This is a genomic window from Thermomicrobiales bacterium (genome assembly GCA_037045155.1).
Lineage (GTDB): Bacteria > Chloroflexota > Chloroflexia > Thermomicrobiales > CFX8 > JAMLIA01.
The window spans coordinates 40,707-58,868 of the sequence record JBAOIG010000003.1 but is presented as its reverse complement, the minus strand read 5'-3'; the positions used below and the strand labels follow the sequence as shown (position 1 = coordinate 58,868).

Sequence of the window (18,162 nt, the reverse complement as noted above, 5' to 3'; positions counted from 1 at the left end):
GGGCAGCATTCGCTGGTCTCAGGTTCCGGCAAGGATATCCCAGGACCACGATGAGAGAGCTCTTCCGACGACAACCGAGATTTACCACGTCCGACGACGAGGACGCGCGCTCGAAGGTGCCGGAAGACCTGTGGGTCAAATGCCCGAAGTGTGGCGAGCTGGCCTACACCAAGGAGCACCTTCAGACCCACCGGGTCTGTCAGCGCTGCGGTTACCACTTCCGGCTGGCCGCTCGCGAGCGGATTGACCTGCTCGCCGATGAAGGCAGCTTCGTCGAGTGGGATACGGATCTCACAACCGACGACCCACTCGGGTTCAGCGTCGATGGCGAGAGCTACGCTGACAAGGCGCGCAAGACGGCGGCGAAGTCCGGGATGGCCGAGGCGGTCATTTCTGGCGAGATTGCCGTCGATGGCCAACTACTGGCGATCGTCGTCACCGACTTCTCCTTCATGGGAGCGAGCATGGGCGCGGTCTACGGCGAGAAGCTGGCGCGCGCGGCCGAACGCGCGGTCGCCGGCTGCACCCCGCTGCTGACGATCTCCGCCTCTGGCGGCGCGAGGATGCAGGAGGGGCTGTTCTCGCTCATGCAGATGGCCAAGACGACAGCGGCGCTGACGCGGCTGACCGAACAGCGATTGCCGCACATCGCGCTGCTGACCGACCCGTGCTACGGCGGGGTAACGGCATCGTACGCGACGGTGGCCGACATGATCGTCGCCGAGCCTGGCGCGCTGATCGGCTTCGCAGGTCCACGAGTGATCGAGCAGACAATCCGTCAGAAGCTGCCGGAGGGGTTCCAGACTGCCGAGTTCCTGCTGGAGCATGGCCTGATCGACCGAGTGGTTCCGCGTTCCGCGCTGAAGCCGATGATCGGCTCGCTGATGCGGATCTACCAGCAGGCTGCCGGCTGCCTCGTGCCGCCCGCGATCCTTGCCAGCGAGGTGGCCGATGCCTGAGCTGACGACGATGACCGCCTGGGATCGGGTCCAGCTTGCGCGCCATGCGGGCCGGCCTCACACGATGCACTATGTCAATCAGCTCTGTGACGAGTTCATCGAGTTCCACGGCGACCGATTGGCTGGCGACGACCAGGCGCTGATCGGCGGGTTGGCCCAGTTCCGCGGGCGCAGCGTGATGGTGATCGGTCACCAGAAGGGCGAAAACACCAAGGAGAATATCGCCCGCAACTTCGGCATGCCGAAACCGACCGGCTACCGGAAAGCGCTCCGGCTGATGCGCCATGCCGAGAAGTTCCGCTTCCCGGTCATCGCCTTCATCGACACCCCTGGCGCAGACCCGGGCCTTGCCTCCGAAGAGGGTGGCCAGGCGTTCGCGATTGCCGACAACATCTACGCAATGGCGACGCTCGGCACGCCGATCGTTGCTATCGTGATCGGCGAGGGTGGCAGCGGCGGCGCGCTGGCGATCGGCGTGGCCGACCGGGTGGTGATGCTGGAGAATTCCGTCTACTCAGTCGCGTCACCCGAGGCCGCGGCCGCAATCCTCTGGAAAGACGCCGCGCGCGCGCCGGAGGCGGCTGCCGCCATGGGTGTCACCGCGCCAGAGCTACGCGCCTTCGGCCTGATTGATGAGATCATCCCCGAGCCGATCCCGGCCCACGAGGAGCCGGCCGCGATGATCGCGGCCGTCGGCGACGTTATCGACCGCCAGCTGGCCGCACTCGACGCGCTCATAACCGACGGCCCGGCCGCGCTCCTCGACGCTCGCTATGCCAAGTACCGCGCGATGGGCAGGTTCGGAATCCGGGCCTGACCTTCTCCCATGACCATCTATCTGAAGACAGCAGCAACGTGCGGCGATTCGCGCCCGTTGTCCCCGCGTGCCACCGCCCGTGTCCGCTAGACTTGGCGGGGTAAGGAGTGTGGCGCGAGTGAGCGATACGCGGGTGCGATTGCCGGAGCTGGTCGAACGGATGCCGGGGAGGGAGCGGGATATCGTCCGCCGCCTGGCGCACGCGTTCAACGCGGCCGGACAGGAGCTCTACCTCGTCGGCGGAATCGTCCGGGATTTGCTGCTGGATCGCGGCCGGAGCGACCTCGACTTCACCACATCAGCCACACCCGAGCAGACAAAGCTGGCAGGGGGCGCAGCCAGCCCGGACGCGACATTCGCTATCGGGGAGCAGTTCGGCACGATCGGCTTTGTCTTCCAGCAGCCGGGCGAGCCAGACATCGTCGTCGAGATCACGACCTACCGCAGCGAGACCTACCCAACGCCAGACCGCCGGCCGGAGGTCTCCCACAACGCGACACTCCGCGACGACCTCTCCCGGCGCGACTTCACGATCAACGCGCTGGCGCTCGACCCACTCGATGGCGAACTGATCGACCCGTTCGGCGGCATCGGCGATCTCGGCGGCCGGCAGATCATTGCCGTCGGCGACCCGGTCGAGCGGTTCAATGAGGATCCACTCCGGATCCTCCGCGCCGCCCGCTTCGCCGCCCAGCTTGGCTTCGAGATCGAGGACGCCACGCTCGCCGCGATGCAGGCGCTCGGTCCCGAGCTGCGGCGCATCAGCCGTGAGCGCATCGCCACCGAGCTGAACAGGCTCCTGGTCGGCCCACACGTGGCCGACGGGCTACGAGCGCTCCACGAAGCCGATCTGATCCGCTGGGTACTGCCGGAGGCGCAGCCGATGGCGGAGGACGACCGGGATTCCGTCGGCGCGCGACACAAGGACATCTGGGAGCATACCGTCCGCGTCGTCGGCCAGACGCCCGCTCGGCTGGCCGTGCGCTGGGCGGCGCTACTGCACGACGCGGCCAAGCCAGCCACGCGTTCGGTCGACCAAGCCGGCGAGGTTCATTTCTTCGGCCACGAGATCGCCGGGGCGGACCTGGCGCGCCGGGCGATGCGGCGGCTGAAGCAGGAGAAGACACTCGAGCAGCGAGTCACGCTGCTGGTGGCTATGCATCTGCGTGGCGCAGGATATGACGACAGCTGGACCGACGCGGCTGTTCGACGGCTGGCGCTGGAGGCTGGCGACGCGTTTGAGGACCTGCTCGATCTGGCGGCCGCCGACGTGACCAGCGCGCGCGCCGACAAGCAGGCCGCGGCAGCCCGCCGGGTGGCCGGCCTGCGCGAGCACGTCGCGCGCCTCGAAGCCGTGGCCGCCCTCGACGCACTACAATCGCCGCTGGATGGCGACGAGCTGATGGCGCTGTTCGGCCTGCCGCCCGGCATCTGGATCAAGCATGTCAAGGAACGCCTCCGCGAGATGGTGATCGATGGCGACCTGGCCATCGGCGACCGGGAGACCGCCGAGCGTCTGGCCCGCGCGTGGCTGGCCGATGCCGACGACGAGCTCGCCGTCGCGATAGCCCAGGCTAGCCGCAGCCGCAAATCCTAGCCTGGGGCTAGACCAGCGCGTCGACGAGGCGTTCCAGCAGGCTGATGACGACATAGCCAATGGTGGCGATCGTGGCCATTGTCAGCGCCGCAACGTAGACCATCGGAATGTCGTAGGCAGTGCGGCCGAGCATCATCAGATATCCCAGCCCGGCGCTCGATGAGACGAACTCGCCCACGACGGCCCCGGTCATCGACAGCGTCAGCCCCATCTTGATCCCGCCCAGCAGCGGTCGCAGCATCAGCGGAACCTCGACATAGCGCAACGTCTGCCAATCTGACGCGCCCATGCTCCAGGACGCCTCGATCAGCGACGGGTCGATCGATCGCAGGCCGACGACCGTGTTGACGAGGATCGGAAAGAAGACGATCAGGGCGCAGATGATGACCTTCGGCAACAGCCCGAGGCCGAACCAGACGACCAGCAGCGGCGCGAAGGCGATCACCGGCATCGCCTGGGAGACAGCGACGTATGGCCCGAAGATCACGTCGAACGTATGGAATCGCGCCAGCGGATAGCCCAGGCCAACGCCAACAACGAATGCGACGGCGAACCCGAGCAGCGCTTCCCTGAGCGTGACGCCGGCATGATGCAGGAGCGTCCCGTTGCGGTAGAGGAGCCACCACTTGTCGGCGACCGACGCGGGGGAGGGCAGCATGTAGCTCGGAAAGACCTGTCGCAGCCACAACACCTGCCAGATCCCAAGCGCCAGCAATACCCCGACCGCCGGCAACCAGAGAAGCAGCCGCTTACTCCTCGGGGATCTGCGGGCGAGAACCCGCTGCCGGCGGCGTGGCCGTGGCAGCGCGACAGCCGGTGCTTTCCGGCTGTCGCTACTGTCGGACTCCGCCGGCCCGCTAACGCGCGGCCTGCTCGACGAAGGCATTGGTGTAGAGAGAGTCAAGATCGACCGGAGTCTTGACGATGCCAACCGAAACGAGCAGATCCTGGGTGTTCTTCCACGCCTCGGGATCTGTCCATCCGAGAGGATGGCCGGCGGGAGGCTGCTGCCACTTCTGGGCCTGCTCCAGCACTGCTCGTTGAATCCGCACGGTGTCGCCGGTGATTTCCGGCATCCGCTTCATCGACGCCTCGAACGCTGCGTCGGGGTTATCCAGCGAATCCTTCAGGCCCTTGAGCGTTGCCTCGACAAAGCGCTGGACGACATCCGGATGTTGCTCGATCATCGCGTCACTCGTCACCAGCCCGGTCGAGACCATGTTCACGAAGTCGGAGACAGCCAGCTCCTCCATCGTGTAGCCCATCTCCCGGGCCTGGACTGGCTCATTGACGAGGTAGGTCATCGCGACGTCGATGCGGTCCTGGGTCAGCGCTTCGAGCTCGGCGAAGCCAATCGTCACCAGCTGGATGTCGTCCAGCGTCAGGCCGCCGGCCTGCAGAAGCGCAAGCAACCCGAAGTAGGTCGAGCCATTCAGCTGCGAGACGCCGACGCGACGCCCCTTGAGATCCTCGGGCTTCACCAACGGCGCGCCCTTGCCAGCGATCGCCGTCGCGCCGACCGGGTACTTCTGGAATTGGGCCATCACGTAGCGAACAGGGATACCTGCTGCCCGCGCTGGGACGAGCGAATCGCCACTTGTCACCGCAAAGTCGATGCTGCCAGCGCCGAGCTGGGCGAGCAGGTCGGGGTTCGGTCCCTGCTGCACCGTCACATCGAACCCGGCGTCGGCGTAGTAGCCCCGATCCAGCGCGACATAGAACGGCGCGAACTGCACGTTCGCCACGAAGCCGAGCGCCAGCGTGACCTTCGTCGGCTCTGCCGCGCTCTCCGGGGTTGCAGTGCTCGCCGGCGTCGTGGCGACGCTGGTTGCAGACGGCGCAGTCGTGGAGGGCGAACCAGCAGGCGGGCTGGTGGCGGTCGATTCAACAGCGGTCGCGGCGGCCGTCGGGCTGGTCGCTGCGGCGGTCGTCGCGGTCGGCGTCTTGTCCGATGATGAGCCACAGGCCGAGACAAGCAGCCCGAGGCTCACGATGAACACAAGAATAGAGCTGCGCATAATCCTCCTCTATGATCTGGCCATGCCTTCGCTGTCAATCTACAGCGGGGGGCAGCATACCGCCATATGATTATGAGCGGAAGTCGTCAGTGAGGAGGGTCAGGATGCGAGTGTTGATGCTATTGGCGTCGGTGATCATCATTGCCGGCCTGGCTCTGGCGTGCGGCAGCGCCGGAGGCTCGAAGGCGCTGACCGAGAGTGACGCCGGAACGACAATCCGGCTCAAGGCCGGCGAGGCATTCACAGTGAAGCTCGATGGCAACCCGACGACCGGCTACGCCTGGGAGCCGGAGAATCTCGACACCGGGGTGCTCCAGCAAGAGGGTGACTGGAAATTCGCGCCAGAGAGCTCGGCGATTGGTTCCGGCGGGTCAGTCACTGCCACCTTCAAGGCCGTCAGCGCCGGCACAACCACGTTGCGGCTGATCTACCATCGCTCGTTCGAGACCGGTGTCGCCCCACTGAAAACCTGGGAGGCCACGATCGTCGTGAAATGATGGCCACACGGCCCCCCGGGCTACCGCCAAGGGGCGGGATGTCTCCGTCCGGCGCGCACAAAAGAAAGCGGCCCCCGGTTTCCCGGGGGTCGTCCTCAGCGTCCGGCTGTCGCACCAGCGCTCGCGCTTATGGCTGGATCGTGATCGCCGCGTACGGGCTGAATAGTCGAGGCGCGACCACCACGTCAGAGCCCGCGAGGCCGATTTCCTCCGGATCGCCAAGCAGGATCGTGCCGCCACTCCAGGTGTTGATGCTGCCGTTGTAGTAGGCGTCAACGGCTACGCAGAACGGGCCTGGAGGAAACGAGAGGTGGAACTGCGCGGGTCTGAGAAGGGGGATGGTTAGATATGTCGTCTGGAGCGCCTGGCTCCAGTACGCTCCGGTCGTCCCCGGGCTTGCCGGGCAAGCGCCAGTGAACACGTAGATCGCAACCTGATTCAAAACCGTAAACCCGGCCGTGACCCAGATATCCAGCGTTGTCTCGATCTCATTGGTGATCTCGACCGTGTCGCCCGGATAGAGCATGTCGATAGGGGAGTCGAGGACGACAACCTTGTTGTTCGCGTCGAGCACGACCAGGCACACCGACGCGCCCGTCGTCGCAACGTCGATCGTCAGCGCGACTTCGCCGTTGGCATCAGTCGTCCCGCTGGTCAGGCGTCCCGTCGTGCCAGCCGTCGCGCCCACCGCCGGGCACGACCCGCCGCCGTACAACGCGACCGCCACGCCCTCGATCGGGATATCCGCGCCATCCGCAGGGCCGGGGCGCACAACAGTCTTCGTGATCGTCGCTGTCGCCGCGACGACGTTCGTGATCTCGTCGGTCGCGGCCGGCCCATAGGTCAGACTACTGTCGACCGAGACGACCTTGCCGGACCCGTTGATGACGACGACGCAGACCGCCGTGCCGCCTACGGAAACGTCGAAGGTCAGCTCGACCTGCCCGTTATCGCCGGTCGTGCCGGACGCCAACGCGCCGGAGGTGTCAGCGACGGTAGAGCCGAGCGCCGGGCAGCTGGCTGCCGCGTAGACCGCGACCGTCATCCCGACCATCGGGTAGCCGTTCTCCGGCTGGCTGACGACGGTCTTGGTGATCGTCGCAGTGAGGCGGATCAGCGTGACGATGTTGGTCTTAGTAACACTGGCGCCCTCGATCAGGAGGATCTTCGTGTCACTCAGGTCCGAATCGGGGCCGAACATGTAGCCGGCCGGCGCGCCGACGACGTTGATGTTGTAGGTTCCGGCCACCAGGCTACTCCAGCTGACGATGCCATCGGCATCGGTGTAGCCCTCGCCGTTCTGGAGGTCGCCGTTGACATCCTGGCCGTCGAAGGTGACCTTGACACCCGCGATCGGATTGCCTTCCTTGTCGACGACGATCTTGGTCAGTGTCGCGAGGCCCGGCTGTTCCGGCCAACCCCAGACACAGTCTTCCTGGTACGCCCGGAACAATCCACACGGGTTGTACCCGTTCCAGATCACCGAGCCATCACCCTGCACCTGGTAATCGACGTTCGCCGAGACCATCGTGAACGGCAGGTTCGCGTGCACCACCGCCGACCCGTAGTACCCGTTCGGCAGGTTGTGCTGCGTCATCGTGTACGCAATCCCGATCGACTGCGCCGGCACGATGATCGTCGATGTCCCGAAGTTCGCCGCGTTGTACCCCGACTGGTTCAGCCAGGTCACCGCCATCGAGTTCGGGAGCGGCAGCGGATTCAATAGCGCCAGGCCCGAGGTCGCCCCCATGCCCGTCGCCGGGTTGCCCTTCTGCACCAGCGGCATCGCCTGGGCGGTGCTCAGCGCAGCAGTGGCGTTGTACGTCATCGCCTGGCCAACGTTGTTGTCGTTCCCGAAGTACTTGACGGCGTCGACCGCCACCGCCACTGGCGCGTCCGACAGGATCAGCGCCCCAGCAACCTGGTCGAACATCACGTTCTGCTGGTTCTGGTCCTGGTCCGGCTGGCTCGGCCGGTACGCCGTGATCATCCCGTGCGCCGACAACCGCTGCGTCAGCACCTGGATGGCATTGCCGTTGTGGACGTACTGGATGTTGATGTTGTTATCGGCGCTAACCAGGTTCGCGACCGAGAAGCCGGTGTTCCAGCCGTTGTAGTCCATGTACACCAGCGGCGCGAACAGCACGTACTGGCCGGCAAACGGGTACCACAGGCCGCCATTGATATCGACGCCGCAGCCACCCTCGCCACAATATGCGCCTGGCTGGACCTCGAAGCTGGCCTGGCTGCCGATATTGGTCAGCCACATGTTGGTGCCGACCTTGTAACGATCGGCGATCGCCCCGATTCTGTCATCCGAATAGATGTGGACAGAGCCGGTCCAACCCGTTGGGACGAGGTCAGACAGGGTGAGCTGGTAGACCGCGCCGACACTGATCAGCACGTTCTCCTGCCAACCGGTCTGCAGCGAGCCAGAGCCATCCCCGTTGTTCGGGAAGAAGCGCAGCGTCACCCCTGCGTTGGCATTGTCACCGAGGTTGGCGACGGTCACCCGGGTGTCCCACGCGCCGCCCGGACCGTCGTTAGTCTGGACGATCGGAATGTAAACACCGTCGGCCAGATCATCGTTGCGGTCGAGCTCGACCTCTGCGCCGCTCAGGCCGTTGTACCCCGAGACCGAGCTGTCCGCCGATGTGGTGTATGGAAGGCCCGCGCCGGCCACCGCCGACTTGACCAGGCCAGCAGCCCACAGCGGGACGAGCACGTTCTTCCGCACCGCGATGTAGTCGCAGTCGTTGAAGTCGCCGTCTCCATTGATGTCGTGGCCATAGTCGCCTTCGCAAACGTACTTCGTGCCGTCGTACGAGATCTTCTCCTCATAGATGGCTGCCATGACCGGAGCGCCCGGGGCCGGGACTCCGATGGAGGCGGCCGAGAAGGTCTTCGACGCGCCGCCGGCCAGGTTGGCATACGAGGTGTATGTCCAGCCGTCGCCATCACCGACGTAGAAGAAGACATAGCCATCGACATGCGTCAGGTTCTGGACCGTGACCGATCCGTTCGCCTCACCCAGGCCGAAGCTGTCGTTGTTGTAGACCCACGGGAAATAGACCTCCTGAGCCCCACCAATGGAAAAGAACAGGTTGCCTGGCGCGACGCCCGGGTCCCAACCAGGACTCGGAGCGGCCGCGGCGGCTGGCGTCCCCCCCAGGACGGCCAACAACCCCGCCAGCATGCCCAGCGTGGCAAGAATACGAAGAAACCGCGAGGGCTTCCTCATCACATCCACCCCTAATCAGTTGTCACAAGCTTGCGCGCTCTGATCCCCCTGGCCACCGCATCCCCGCGCACAATCGATGGCGCGACGGCCATTTCTGATTGCTGGTATCCCTCCCGTCAATCAGCCCTGGGTATCCTGTGTGTTGTCTGTTCGTAGTATAGCCCGCCGGCCCAGAACGAGTCAAGAATTTCAGCATGTCACAGCAATGATGCTTGGTTGCAAAAACCCCACCGCTCGCGACTCCTCGTGTGGGCCGAGTACACGCACTATCTGCGGCTGTCAGATCCCGAACAAATACGGCGGGGAGACAACGCCCCGCTCGGTGATGAAGGCAGTGACATAGCGGTGGGGGGTAATATCGAAGGCAGGGTTATAGACTCCAGCTGCGGCAGGGACGATCGCGCGGCCATTGAAGACGCGCAGCTCGTCCTCCCCGCGCACCTCGATCGGGATCTCAGCGCCACTGGCGATCGTGGGGTCGACCGTCGAGAGTGGCATCGCGACGTAGAACGGAACGCTCAGCTCGTGGGCAATGATTGCCAGACCGAGCGTCCCGATCTTGTTGGCAAAGTCCCCATTCGCCGCCACCCGGTCCGCCCCGACGATTACCGCCTGCGCATCGCCACGCGCCAGGACGGTCGCCGCCATCCCGTCGCCGATCACTGTCACCGGCACGCCCGCCCGCGCCATCTCCCATGCAGTCAGCCGCGCTCCCTGCAGCAGTGGCCGCGTCTCGTCGGCAAAGACTGCGATCGCCTTTCCCTGCTCGTGAGCGAGATAGATCGGCGCGAGCGCCGTGCCGTAGCCTGAAGTCGCCAGCCCGCCGGCGTTGCAATGTGTCAGCACTGCGCCGTCGGTCAATAGTGCCGCGCCGTATTCGCCGATTGCCCGGCCGGCCGCGCGGTCATCCTCCAGGATCGCGAGCGCCTCCGCGCGCACTGCCGCCCGCAGCGTGGTCACATCCCCCTGCTCGTTCGACACCCGCGCCCAGACCCGGTCGAGCGCCCAGAACAGATTCACCGCCGTCGGCCGGGAGGACGCGAGGTAGACCCGCGCCGCATCGAGATCGGCGAGGAACGCAGCGCGCTCGGTCGCCAGCGACGCCCGCGCCGCGATATCCAGCCCGAACGCTGCCGCGATGCCGATGGCCGGCGCGCCGCGCACCCGCAAGCTACGAATCGACTCGTGCATCTCCTCGATTGTGCCGACCGTCACCCGCCGCTCCTCCCCGGGCAGCAGCGTCTGGTCGATGATCGTAATCCGGTCTCCATCGAGGGCCAGTGGCTCGATCGGCGGCGTTTTCGTCGTCATATCCTCGCCTTTCGAACGACGTCAGGGATGAGGGATGGGGGATGAAACTCGCACGCGCCACCCCCGTGCCCCGTGCCCCGTGCCCCGTCCCTCATTCTTCGTTCTTGAGAAATCGCTTGATGTCCTCGTTCACGTCGTCGCCCATGTCGAGGCCGTTGATGACGACTGAGATGCCAGCGAAGTACTGGAGCACGCCCAGCGCCTCCAGCACCTCGGCGTCGCTGAAGCCGAGCCGCTTCAGGCGGGCGGTGTGGATCTGGATGCCGAAGCGATTGTTCAGTAGCGTCACTGTGGCCCAGGCGAGGAGCTCTTTCGCCGTCGAGTCGAGTGTGCCTTCTTCCATCACTCGATGGCGATGCTCGACCGCAGCCTCGAGGATGGTCGCGTTGTTGCCCAGGACCTTATAGACGTTTGGCACCTGTCCGTTGCCGAAGCCGGCCTTGATGTCGTCATAGGCGGCGCTCACGCGCTCGTCGGCGTCATCCTCCTCGACGTATCGCAGCGTTGCCATCCAGCACCCTCCTTCATCATCCACGGATTGCTGAGAGACGATAGTATGCGACATGGCGTAGCGTGCCCAGCCAGGATGCCGGATAATGCATCAGGCACTGATGTGAAAGGGACGGCCGATGCGAATCGAGGAGTTGCGCGGGCAACGAGTCGCCCGTGGCGAAGCGTTCACGTTCAAGTGGGAGGGCGAAGACGTCACCGCCTATCCGGGCGAGACGATCCTTGGCGCGTTGCTCGCGCGCGGCGTTCGGACGCTGCGCGAGACCTCCGGCGGTCAGCCGCGCGGGATGCTCTGTGGAATCGGGATGTGCTTCGACTGTCTGGTGACGGTGAATGGCACACCGAGCTGCCGCGCCTGTGTCACTCCGGCATCTGCGGGGCTCGTGGTCGAGCCCAACCGGCCGTATGCCTGGGGCCCCGAAGGAGAGATCGCATGAGCGACGGAGCCAGCACCCCCGCGATTGTCGTCGTCGGCGCCGGCCCGGCCGGGATCGCCGCCGCAACGATGCTTCTCGAACAGGGTGCGCGAGTAACGCTGATCGATGAGATGCCGGCCGTCGGCGGCCAGTACTACAAGCAGCGGTCGGCGGCGCGCAACATCTCGCGCGGACGCGATCTCGACGAGCGCGTCGAGAAGGGCCAGGATCGTCTCGCCGCACTGCATGGCGACCGCTTCACGTTGCAGACCGACACGCTTGCCTGGGGGCTGTTCCAGCCCAGCCAGGTGGCGACGCTACGCGGCGACACCGCTGACATTCTCTCGCCAGACGCCGTCGTCCTCGCCGGCGGCGCGATGGAACGCGCAGCGGCCTTCCCCGGCTGGACGCTTCCCGGCGTCATCATGGCCGGCGGAGTCCAGTCACTGCTGAGCAAGGACGGTGTCCTGCCGGGCCGACGCTTCCTCGTCGCTGGCACAGGGCCATTGCTGCTCGCCGTTGCGGGAGAGATTGCCGAGGCCGGCGGTCAGGTTGTTGGCGTCGTCGAAGGCAGCCAGGCGACCGCGCCACTGCGCCACCTCCACCATTTCTGGGGCCAGATGCGTCGCGTCAAGGAAGCGTGGGACTATCGCCGCGTCCTCGCCCAGCACGACATCCCGATCTATTCCGGCCACGTCGTCACCGCTGCCCGCGGCGATGGCCAGGTCGAAGAGGTTACCTTCGCCAGGGCTGATGCCGACTGGCAGGTGCTGCCGGACACGCAGCGCACTGTTGCCGTCGATACCCTCTGCATCCATTTCGGCTTCGAGGCCCTCACAGAGATCGCCAGGATGGCCGAATGCGAGACGGCATGGGAGGAAGATCGTGGAGGATGGCACGTCGTCCACGATGACGGCATGCGCGCCAGCCAGCCAGGCATCTACGTTGCCGGGCAGCTGGCCGGGATCGGCGGGGCCGACCTGGCCGAATCGACCGGGGCGCTGGCCGGCCTGAGCGCCGCCCACGACCTCGGCCTGCTGAGCGAGCGTTCCTATACCGCCCAGGCCGCCTCGCTGCGCCAGGATATCGCCCAGCGCCGCGATATAGCCAGAGTGCTGAACACGATCTACGTGCCTGGCGCAGCGTTGCCCGACGTCGTCACCCCGGAGACGATCATCTGCCGCTGCGAAGAGATTCAGGCGTCGGCAATCGACACGGCAATTGCCGAGGGCGCGCTGTCGATCAACGACATCAAGCGCCGCACCCGCTGCGGGATGGGATTGTGCCAGGGTCGCATCTGCTCGCCGATCGTTCGCGCCTATGTCGCGCGGAAGGCCGGCGCAACGCCCACCGATGTCGGACTGATCACCGCCCGACCGCCGTTGAGGCCGATCCCGCTTGCCGCCCTCGCTGACCTCCCGGACGAGCACGTCGGCGAGGCAGTCTCGGCAGTCTGACGGCGGGGACGGGGGACGGGGGCGGGCATCGAGGGGGTCGGGCGTGTCTGGCCCGACCCCGGTCTCCCGTCTCCGGTTACGCTTGTCGCTTTACCTCGGAGCGCCGCGGCGGATCATCACGCGATGGCCGATGCCACCCATCGTGAACTCGGGGCCGACGATCTCGAAACCGAGCCGTTCGTAGAATGTAATGGCATGGTCCTGCGCGTTGAGGACGATATAGGCCGCCCGCTCAAGATCGGCCCGATCGATGATCGCCTCCATCACCGCGTTGCCGAGGCCGGAGCCACGCGCCTCCGGACGCACCGCCACCCAGGCGACCTGTGCCTCGCGGCCGTGCAGGGTCAGCCTGCCGGTGCCAAGCGGCCGGCCATCGCGCCAGGCGAGATAGTGGATGCTCGTGCGGTCGTCGGGATCGTGCCGGGCGTCGCGGGTCAGCCGCTGCTCGTGGACGAACACCTCGTCCCGAATGCGGAAGACCTCCTCCATCTCGGCGAGGCTTTCGACCTCGCGGACGACATCCCCCGCAGCTCGATCGAGCGCCGACGAATCGGTTGACGGTTGGAAATCCATCTCTCTGGAGTGCATCAACTAGACCTCAACCATGGCCGGAACAGGCTCCGGGAGAATGCTCGGCGCCCCGCTCAACGGCTGGCCATCGGCGCCGACCTCAACGACGGCAGGGTCCAGGTCGGTGATGGCGATGACACCATCGGTCGCCTGAACCCGCTTGAATGCGGCGATCGCGACCTCGATCATCGAATCATCCGGCTGTCGAGTCGTGATGCCCTGTAGCCAGAGTCCCGGCGCGAGGACGACTCGCATGATCGGGTTTCTTGAGTGCGCGGCGCCGGCCCGAATTACCTCGTAGGCCACCCCGGCAATCACCGGCACGAGCACGATTCGCGAGCCGTAGAGCAGGTACCACACCGGCCGGCCCAGTGTCAGAAAGAACAGGATCGAGATGACAACAACAATCAGCAAGAACCCGGTGCCGCAGCGCACATGACGCAGGCTCTGGCCGCGGACGTGCTCGACATCCACCGGCGCCCCACGCTCCCAGGCATTGATCGTCATATGCTCGGCGCCATGGTAGCCAAACACCCGGCGGATATCGCTCGTCAGAGAGATCGCGAACATGTAGCCAATCAGCAGCGCGAGCCGGATGACACCCTCGATGATATTGATCATCGCGTGCGACTCGATCCAGCGGCTCAGCAGATCGACCGTCACCAGCGGAACGACAAAGAACAGCCCGATCGAAAACACCAACGAGAGCGCCACTGTCAGCCACAGGAATGGTCCGCTGAGCGAACCCGGCTCCTCGGCCTCGCCATCTTCGCCCTCCTCGGTGAGCCCGACATTGGCGGAGAAGATCAGCGCCCGCATACCCAGCACCATCGTGTCCCACAACACGACCGCGCCGCGGACGAGCGGGACGTTGCGCACCGAGCGGACAACCGGCCCGGGGGTGATCGTTTCCTCCCAGACGACGATCTTGCCGTCCGGGGAGCGAACCCCGACCGCCATCGAAGAGCGGCCGCGCATCATGACGCCTTCCATGACTGCCTGACCGCCGTAGTAGAACGCCTTCGCCATCGGTGAGACTCCCTGAAAACGTCGATACGCGGTGCGCACGGTTGGCCGGCATACCGCGAGAGACTAACAGCCCGTCCGATTCTATCAGTGGCGTCGACGCTGGCGGCGCGGTTGTGGCCCCTCGGCGACTGGTGTTATCCTGCCAGCGACATGACGGGTCGATCGTTGGTTTTCCGCAATAGCATGCGGCGAAAGGTCAGGTGGGGGGAACTATGGCGGTAGAGCCGCTGATCTTTGAGCTGAGCAAGCCCGGGCGTCGTGGCACGACTGTTCCTGCCGTCGACGTCCCCGAGACGGAGATTCCCGCCGCGCTCTGCCGCGACGAGCTCTCCCTGCCGGAGGTGAGCGAGATCGACGTCATCCGCCACTTCACGCGGATGTCGCAGAAGAACCACGCGATCGACATCGGCTTCTATCCGCTCGGCTCCTGCACGATGAAATACAACCCCAAGATCAACGAGATCGTCGCGCGGATGCCCGGCTTCTCTGCGATCCACCCGCTCCAGGACCCCAAGACGGTCCAGGGCGCGCTCGAGCTGATGTATGAGCTGCGTGGCTATCTGGCCGAGATCTCGGGATTCGCGACGGTCACGCTCCAGCCAGCGGCTGGCGCCCATGGCGAGCTGACTGGTGTTCTGATCGCTCGCGCCTACCACGAGGCGCGCGGAGATCATGCCCGCGACACCGTGCTAGTGCCCGACTCCGCCCACGGCACCAACCCGGCGACGGCGGCGATGGCCGGCTTCAAGGTCGTTACTGTGCCGTCGGACGATCGCGGCAACTGCGACATCGACAAGCTGCGTGAGCTCGTCGGTCCACATGTTGCGCTGATGATGATCACGAACCCGAACACCCTCGGCCTCTGGGACGAGAACGTCCAGGAGGCCATCAATGTCGTCCATGCGGCCGGCGGGCTTGTCTACAACGACGGCGCGAACTTCAACGCCATCCTCGGCATGGTCCGGCCGGGCGACCTCGGCATGGACATCATGCACTTCAATCTGCACAAGACATTCTCGACCCCGCACGGCGGCGGCGGCCCTGGATCCGGACCAGTCGGCGTCCGTGCCGACCTGGCACAGTTCCTGCCCGAGCCAGTGATCGTCAAGCACGACGACGGCTCCTACGGCTTCGAGTCGCCCGAGCATTCCGTCGGGAAGGTCCATGGCTTCTACGGCAACTTCGGCATGCACGTCCGCGCGTACACCTATATCCGGATGCACGGCGCCGAGGGGCTGCGCCGTATCAGTGAGGACGCGGTCCTGGCCGCGAACTACTTGATGGCCAACCTGAAGGATCGCTACGAGATCGCCTACGACCGGCCCTGCATGCATGAGTTCGTCGCCACCTCCCGCCGGCAGAAGGCGGAGTACGGTGTCCGCACGCTCGACATCGCCAAGCGGCTGCTCGACTTCGGCATTCACCCGCCGACGACCTACTTCCCGCTGATCGTCGAGGAAGCGATGATGATCGAGCCGACCGAGACGGAAAGCATCGAGACGCTGGACAACTTCATTGCCGTGATGCGTCAGATCGACGACGAGGTCAAGAGCGACCCGGAGTTCGTCCGCAACGCTCCGCACACGACCGAGTACAAGCGCCTCGACGAAGTCAGCGCCAACCGCAACGTCAATCTGCGCTGGACCCCCGAGAACGCACCGGCGATCCACCGGGACGCCGCGGACTAGCGACGGCCCTCATCCCCCCCGGCCCCCTCTCCCAATGCTGGGAGAGGGGGTGTCCTGTATTCGACGATCTCACTCTCTGCCCCGCAATATAAGCCACCCCCTCTCCCAATGCTGGGAGAGGGGGTGTCCTGTATTCGACGGTCTCACTCTCTGCCCCGCAATATAAGCCACCCCCTCTCCCAGAGTTGGGAGAGGGGGCAGGGGGTGAGGGCCGTCCGTTCCTACGCCAGCGCCACCGTCTTGCGCGCGACGCCGCCCTTTTCGGATGTCGCGGTGATTGTGACCTCGCCGTTGCCGCGGACGAGCCACTCCAGCAAGCGCTCGTTATCCACCTTTGCGCCGCCGAAGGAGAACATCATCCCGCGTGCCGCGCTTCGGCCCTGCAGATGGCCGATCGACTGCTTCGCCTTGCCGATGATCGGCTCGGCCCCCGAGATCGCGACCTCGACCGGCTTGGCCGCCTCGATCCGCCGCGCCATCTCAGCGCCGTAGGTCGGCAGGTAGCCCTCATTCGCCACCATCGCCCGAACCACGAAGGCATCGTCGGCGATCTTCTCGACCGCAACGTCGCCGATCGCGATGATCGGCGTCATCGCCGCCTGGCGGACAGTGAAGGCGGCATTGCGCTCGCATTCGTCCGGCAGGAACTCGGCCGGCGCGTTCTGGCGAATCTCCTTCGTCTTCCAGCCGCCGATCTCGATCGCGCCGAGTTGCGGGTGCTCGTGCGCTTTCCAGGGCACGAAGCAGCGTCCACCGAGATGCTCGTCATTGAAGCGCAGCAGCTTCAGGCCATCGTCCTCGGTCTGCTCACGCATGCTGCGCATCGCATCGTTGGCCGGCCGCTCGATGCCGGCTCGGGATTGCAGATCCCACAACTCGGTCGCGAAGGAGAAGACGCCGAGGTGGTAGTAGGTCCACTCGATGAACCCGCCCGACTGGCTCCGCCGGCCGCTGTCATCTACCTCCTGGAAGGCGTCGAAGACGGACGCGCAGGGATACCCGGTGATCCCCTCACCGATGTCGCCGATCTTCTTGTAGGTGTCCACGTCGCGCGGCGGGAGCGTCTTGTCATCGACCGCGCACGGCGCGCGCAGGATCACCCCGCCAGTCGTGTGGTAGTTCTGGATCATGACGATGTTGCGATGCGACTCGACGAACGTTGCGACAGCCCGCGTCTCCGGCTCGGACAGCGGGTGTGGCCCGCCACCGCGCTGCACCGGCGACCAGTTTGCCGGCCAGTTGCGGTTCTGATCCAGCCCCCATTTCGGACGCGCCAGCGTCACTGGCCCGCGGACGTGGTTATTCAGAACGCCCTCGGTATAGAGGCGGTAGAACTCGCCAGTCAGCTCGTCGGGCCGGCGCTTGACCATCAGACGCGCGTCATGATCGGAGACGCGCCACTCGCCCTTCGGGTCTCTCACCCGCATCTGGAGAATCAGCCCGTTGCCGTCGATGTCCTCCGCCGTCAGGCCATCGTCCGGGTCGCCGCCTGGCCACTCGCGGACGGAGGAGCGAAGGGTGTACGGCGTCGTCAGATAGAGCTCGGCGCCGTCTGGCTGGACGCGCGGGGCGATATAGAACGTTCTTGTGTCGAGGAGCTCGGTGATATCGGCGTCATTCCCGTAGCCAGCGAGCAGCATCTCGATGGTATAGAGGGCGACATTACAGCCGGTGACCTCGCCGGCGTGGATGTTGGCGTCGATGTACATGGCAGGCTTGTCACCCGCCGCGCCGGTCTGCTGATTCGTGATCGTCAGCAGCCAGATGTCGCGTCCCTCGTGGGACTGGCCGATCGACTCGATCGTGGCCAGCGTCGGGTAGGTTTCTACCAGCCCCTTGAGCAGCCCCGTCATCTCGTCGAACGTATGGAAGCGCGAGACGTCGATCTGGCGCTCCTCTTTCCGTGCAGCCATTCATTTCCTCACATTCGTCAGGGTCGGTTACGTCATCCGCCGATTGTTCTCAGCCCGATGCCCGAAAGGGTAACCGGTTTCGTGATTCACGTCACGAGCCTCTTGAGGCACGCTGTCCCTGCGGCTTTGTCATCCCCAT

At 65.4% G+C, this 18,162-nt stretch carries 15 protein-coding genes; 7 read left to right on the top strand and 8 right to left on the bottom strand.

Annotated features, from left to right (window positions below; translation table 11 throughout):
* Nucleotides 1-50: 50 nt before the first annotated feature.
* The 3 genes from accD (at nucleotide 51) to V9F06_03420 (ending at nucleotide 3,373) form a co-directional block, all read left to right on the top strand.
* The gene (gene accD / locus V9F06_03430) at nucleotides 51-959 is read left to right on the top strand and encodes an acetyl-CoA carboxylase, carboxyltransferase subunit beta (GenBank protein ID MEI2616681.1); all 909 of its coding nucleotides are present in this window, start codon (nucleotides 51-53) and stop codon (nucleotides 957-959) included.
* The gene (locus V9F06_03425; protein ID MEI2616680.1) at nucleotides 952-1,776 is read left to right on the top strand and encodes an acetyl-CoA carboxylase carboxyltransferase subunit alpha; all 825 of its coding nucleotides are present in this window, start codon (nucleotides 952-954) and stop codon (nucleotides 1,774-1,776) included. The genes accD and V9F06_03425 overlap by 8 nt, the downstream gene beginning before the upstream one ends.
* A 118-nt stretch (nucleotides 1,777-1,894) precedes the next feature.
* Nucleotides 1,895-3,373 (top strand): HD domain-containing protein, encoded by a 1,479-nt coding sequence (locus V9F06_03420; protein ID MEI2616679.1) that lies wholly within the window; start codon nucleotides 1,895-1,897, stop codon nucleotides 3,371-3,373.
* A 7-nt stretch (nucleotides 3,374-3,380) separates the two neighbouring features.
* Here V9F06_03420 and V9F06_03415 read toward each other — a convergent pair whose 3' ends face one another.
* Together V9F06_03415 and V9F06_03410 are read right to left on the bottom strand one after the other, a co-directional pair.
* Nucleotides 3,381-4,106: an ABC transporter permease gene (locus tag V9F06_03415; GenBank protein ID MEI2616678.1), complete on the bottom strand. Its 726-nt coding sequence runs from the start codon at nucleotides 4,104-4,106 to the stop codon at nucleotides 3,381-3,383.
* A 124-nt stretch (nucleotides 4,107-4,230) separates the two neighbouring features.
* A complete protein-coding gene (locus tag V9F06_03410; GenBank protein MEI2616677.1) occupies nucleotides 4,231-5,391 on the bottom strand; it encodes an ABC transporter substrate-binding protein in 1,161 nt (386 codons plus the stop codon).
* Nucleotides 5,392-5,495: 104 nt separating this feature from the next.
* Between V9F06_03410 and V9F06_03405 the strand changes: the two genes are divergently transcribed.
* Nucleotides 5,496-5,888, top strand: a complete 393-nt coding sequence (locus V9F06_03405) for a protease inhibitor I42 family protein (GenBank protein ID MEI2616676.1) — start codon at nucleotides 5,496-5,498, stop codon at nucleotides 5,886-5,888.
* A 127-nt stretch (nucleotides 5,889-6,015) separates the two neighbouring features.
* Here V9F06_03405 and V9F06_03400 read toward each other — a convergent pair whose 3' ends face one another.
* From V9F06_03400 to V9F06_03390, 3 genes are all read right to left on the bottom strand, one after another.
* Nucleotides 6,016-9,129, bottom strand: a complete 3,114-nt coding sequence (locus V9F06_03400) for a hypothetical protein (GenBank protein ID MEI2616675.1) — start codon at nucleotides 9,127-9,129, stop codon at nucleotides 6,016-6,018.
* A 279-nt stretch (nucleotides 9,130-9,408) separates the two neighbouring features.
* Complete coding sequence (gene mtnA / locus V9F06_03395) at nucleotides 9,409-10,440, bottom strand: S-methyl-5-thioribose-1-phosphate isomerase (GenBank protein MEI2616674.1); 1,032 nt, start codon at nucleotides 10,438-10,440, stop codon at nucleotides 9,409-9,411.
* Nucleotides 10,441-10,531: 91 nt separating this feature from the next.
* Nucleotides 10,532-10,951 (bottom strand): carboxymuconolactone decarboxylase family protein, encoded by a 420-nt coding sequence (locus V9F06_03390; protein ID MEI2616673.1) that lies wholly within the window; start codon nucleotides 10,949-10,951, stop codon nucleotides 10,532-10,534.
* Nucleotides 10,952-11,069: 118 nt separating this feature from the next.
* Between V9F06_03390 and V9F06_03385 the strand changes: the two genes are divergently transcribed.
* Both V9F06_03385 and V9F06_03380 read left to right on the top strand, forming a co-directional pair.
* Entirely contained in the window at nucleotides 11,070-11,387 is a 318-nt protein-coding gene (locus V9F06_03385; GenBank protein MEI2616672.1) for a (2Fe-2S)-binding protein, read from the top strand.
* Nucleotides 11,384-12,823 (top strand): NAD(P)/FAD-dependent oxidoreductase, encoded by a 1,440-nt coding sequence (locus V9F06_03380; GenBank protein ID MEI2616671.1) that lies wholly within the window; start codon nucleotides 11,384-11,386, stop codon nucleotides 12,821-12,823. The genes V9F06_03385 and V9F06_03380 overlap by 4 nt, the downstream gene beginning before the upstream one ends.
* Before the next feature lie 90 nt (nucleotides 12,824-12,913).
* Here V9F06_03380 and V9F06_03375 read toward each other — a convergent pair whose 3' ends face one another.
* Nucleotides 12,914-13,396 carry a GNAT family N-acetyltransferase gene (locus V9F06_03375; protein MEI2616670.1) on the bottom strand — a complete coding sequence of 161 codons (483 nt, stop codon included), beginning with the start codon at nucleotides 13,394-13,396 and terminating at the stop codon, nucleotides 12,914-12,916.
* An 18-nt stretch (nucleotides 13,397-13,414) separates the two neighbouring features.
* Complete coding sequence (locus tag V9F06_03370; GenBank protein MEI2616669.1) at nucleotides 13,415-14,422, bottom strand: DUF1385 domain-containing protein; 1,008 nt, start codon at nucleotides 14,420-14,422, stop codon at nucleotides 13,415-13,417.
* Nucleotides 14,423-14,634: 212 nt separating this feature from the next.
* Here V9F06_03370 and gcvPB point away from each other — a divergent pair, with 212 nt between their 5' ends.
* Nucleotides 14,635-16,110: an aminomethyl-transferring glycine dehydrogenase subunit GcvPB gene (gene gcvPB, locus V9F06_03365; protein MEI2616668.1), complete on the top strand. Its 1,476-nt coding sequence runs from the start codon at nucleotides 14,635-14,637 to the stop codon at nucleotides 16,108-16,110.
* A 221-nt stretch (nucleotides 16,111-16,331) separates the two neighbouring features.
* Here the strand turns inward: gcvPB and V9F06_03360 are convergent, their stop codons facing one another.
* Nucleotides 16,332-18,023 (bottom strand): M14 family metallopeptidase, encoded by a 1,692-nt coding sequence (locus V9F06_03360; protein ID MEI2616667.1) that lies wholly within the window; start codon nucleotides 18,021-18,023, stop codon nucleotides 16,332-16,334.
* Between the last annotated feature and the right edge of the window lie 139 nt (nucleotides 18,024-18,162).

What these genes read in the sequence shown, in the direction of transcription:
- accD (MEI2616681.1), top strand. Translation starts at nt 51, where the DNA reads ATGAGAGAGCTCTTCCGACGACAACCGAGATTTACCACGTCCGACGAC.
- V9F06_03425 (MEI2616680.1), top strand. Translation starts at nt 952, where the DNA reads ATGCCTGAGCTGACGACGATGACCGCCTGGGATCGGGTCCAGCTTGCG.
- V9F06_03410 (MEI2616677.1), bottom strand. Translation starts at nt 5,391, where the DNA reads ATGCGCAGCTCTATTCTTGTGTTCATCGTGAGCCTCGGGCTGCTTGTC.
- V9F06_03405 (MEI2616676.1), top strand. Translation starts at nt 5,496, where the DNA reads ATGCGAGTGTTGATGCTATTGGCGTCGGTGATCATCATTGCCGGCCTG.
- V9F06_03400 (MEI2616675.1), bottom strand. Translation starts at nt 9,129, where the DNA reads ATGAGGAAGCCCTCGCGGTTTCTTCGTATTCTTGCCACGCTGGGCATG.
- mtnA (MEI2616674.1), bottom strand. Translation starts at nt 10,440, where the DNA reads ATGACGACGAAAACGCCGCCGATCGAGCCACTGGCCCTCGATGGAGAC.
- V9F06_03390 (MEI2616673.1), bottom strand. Translation starts at nt 10,951, where the DNA reads ATGGCAACGCTGCGATACGTCGAGGAGGATGACGCCGACGAGCGCGTG.
- V9F06_03385 (MEI2616672.1), top strand. Translation starts at nt 11,070, where the DNA reads ATGCGAATCGAGGAGTTGCGCGGGCAACGAGTCGCCCGTGGCGAAGCG.
- V9F06_03380 (MEI2616671.1), top strand. Translation starts at nt 11,384, where the DNA reads ATGAGCGACGGAGCCAGCACCCCCGCGATTGTCGTCGTCGGCGCCGGC.
- V9F06_03375 (MEI2616670.1), bottom strand. Translation starts at nt 13,396, where the DNA reads ATGGATTTCCAACCGTCAACCGATTCGTCGGCGCTCGATCGAGCTGCG.
- V9F06_03370 (MEI2616669.1), bottom strand. Translation starts at nt 14,422, where the DNA reads ATGGCGAAGGCGTTCTACTACGGCGGTCAGGCAGTCATGGAAGGCGTC.
- gcvPB (MEI2616668.1), top strand. Translation starts at nt 14,635, where the DNA reads ATGGCGGTAGAGCCGCTGATCTTTGAGCTGAGCAAGCCCGGGCGTCGT.
- V9F06_03360 (MEI2616667.1), bottom strand. Translation starts at nt 18,023, where the DNA reads ATGGCTGCACGGAAAGAGGAGCGCCAGATCGACGTCTCGCGCTTCCAT.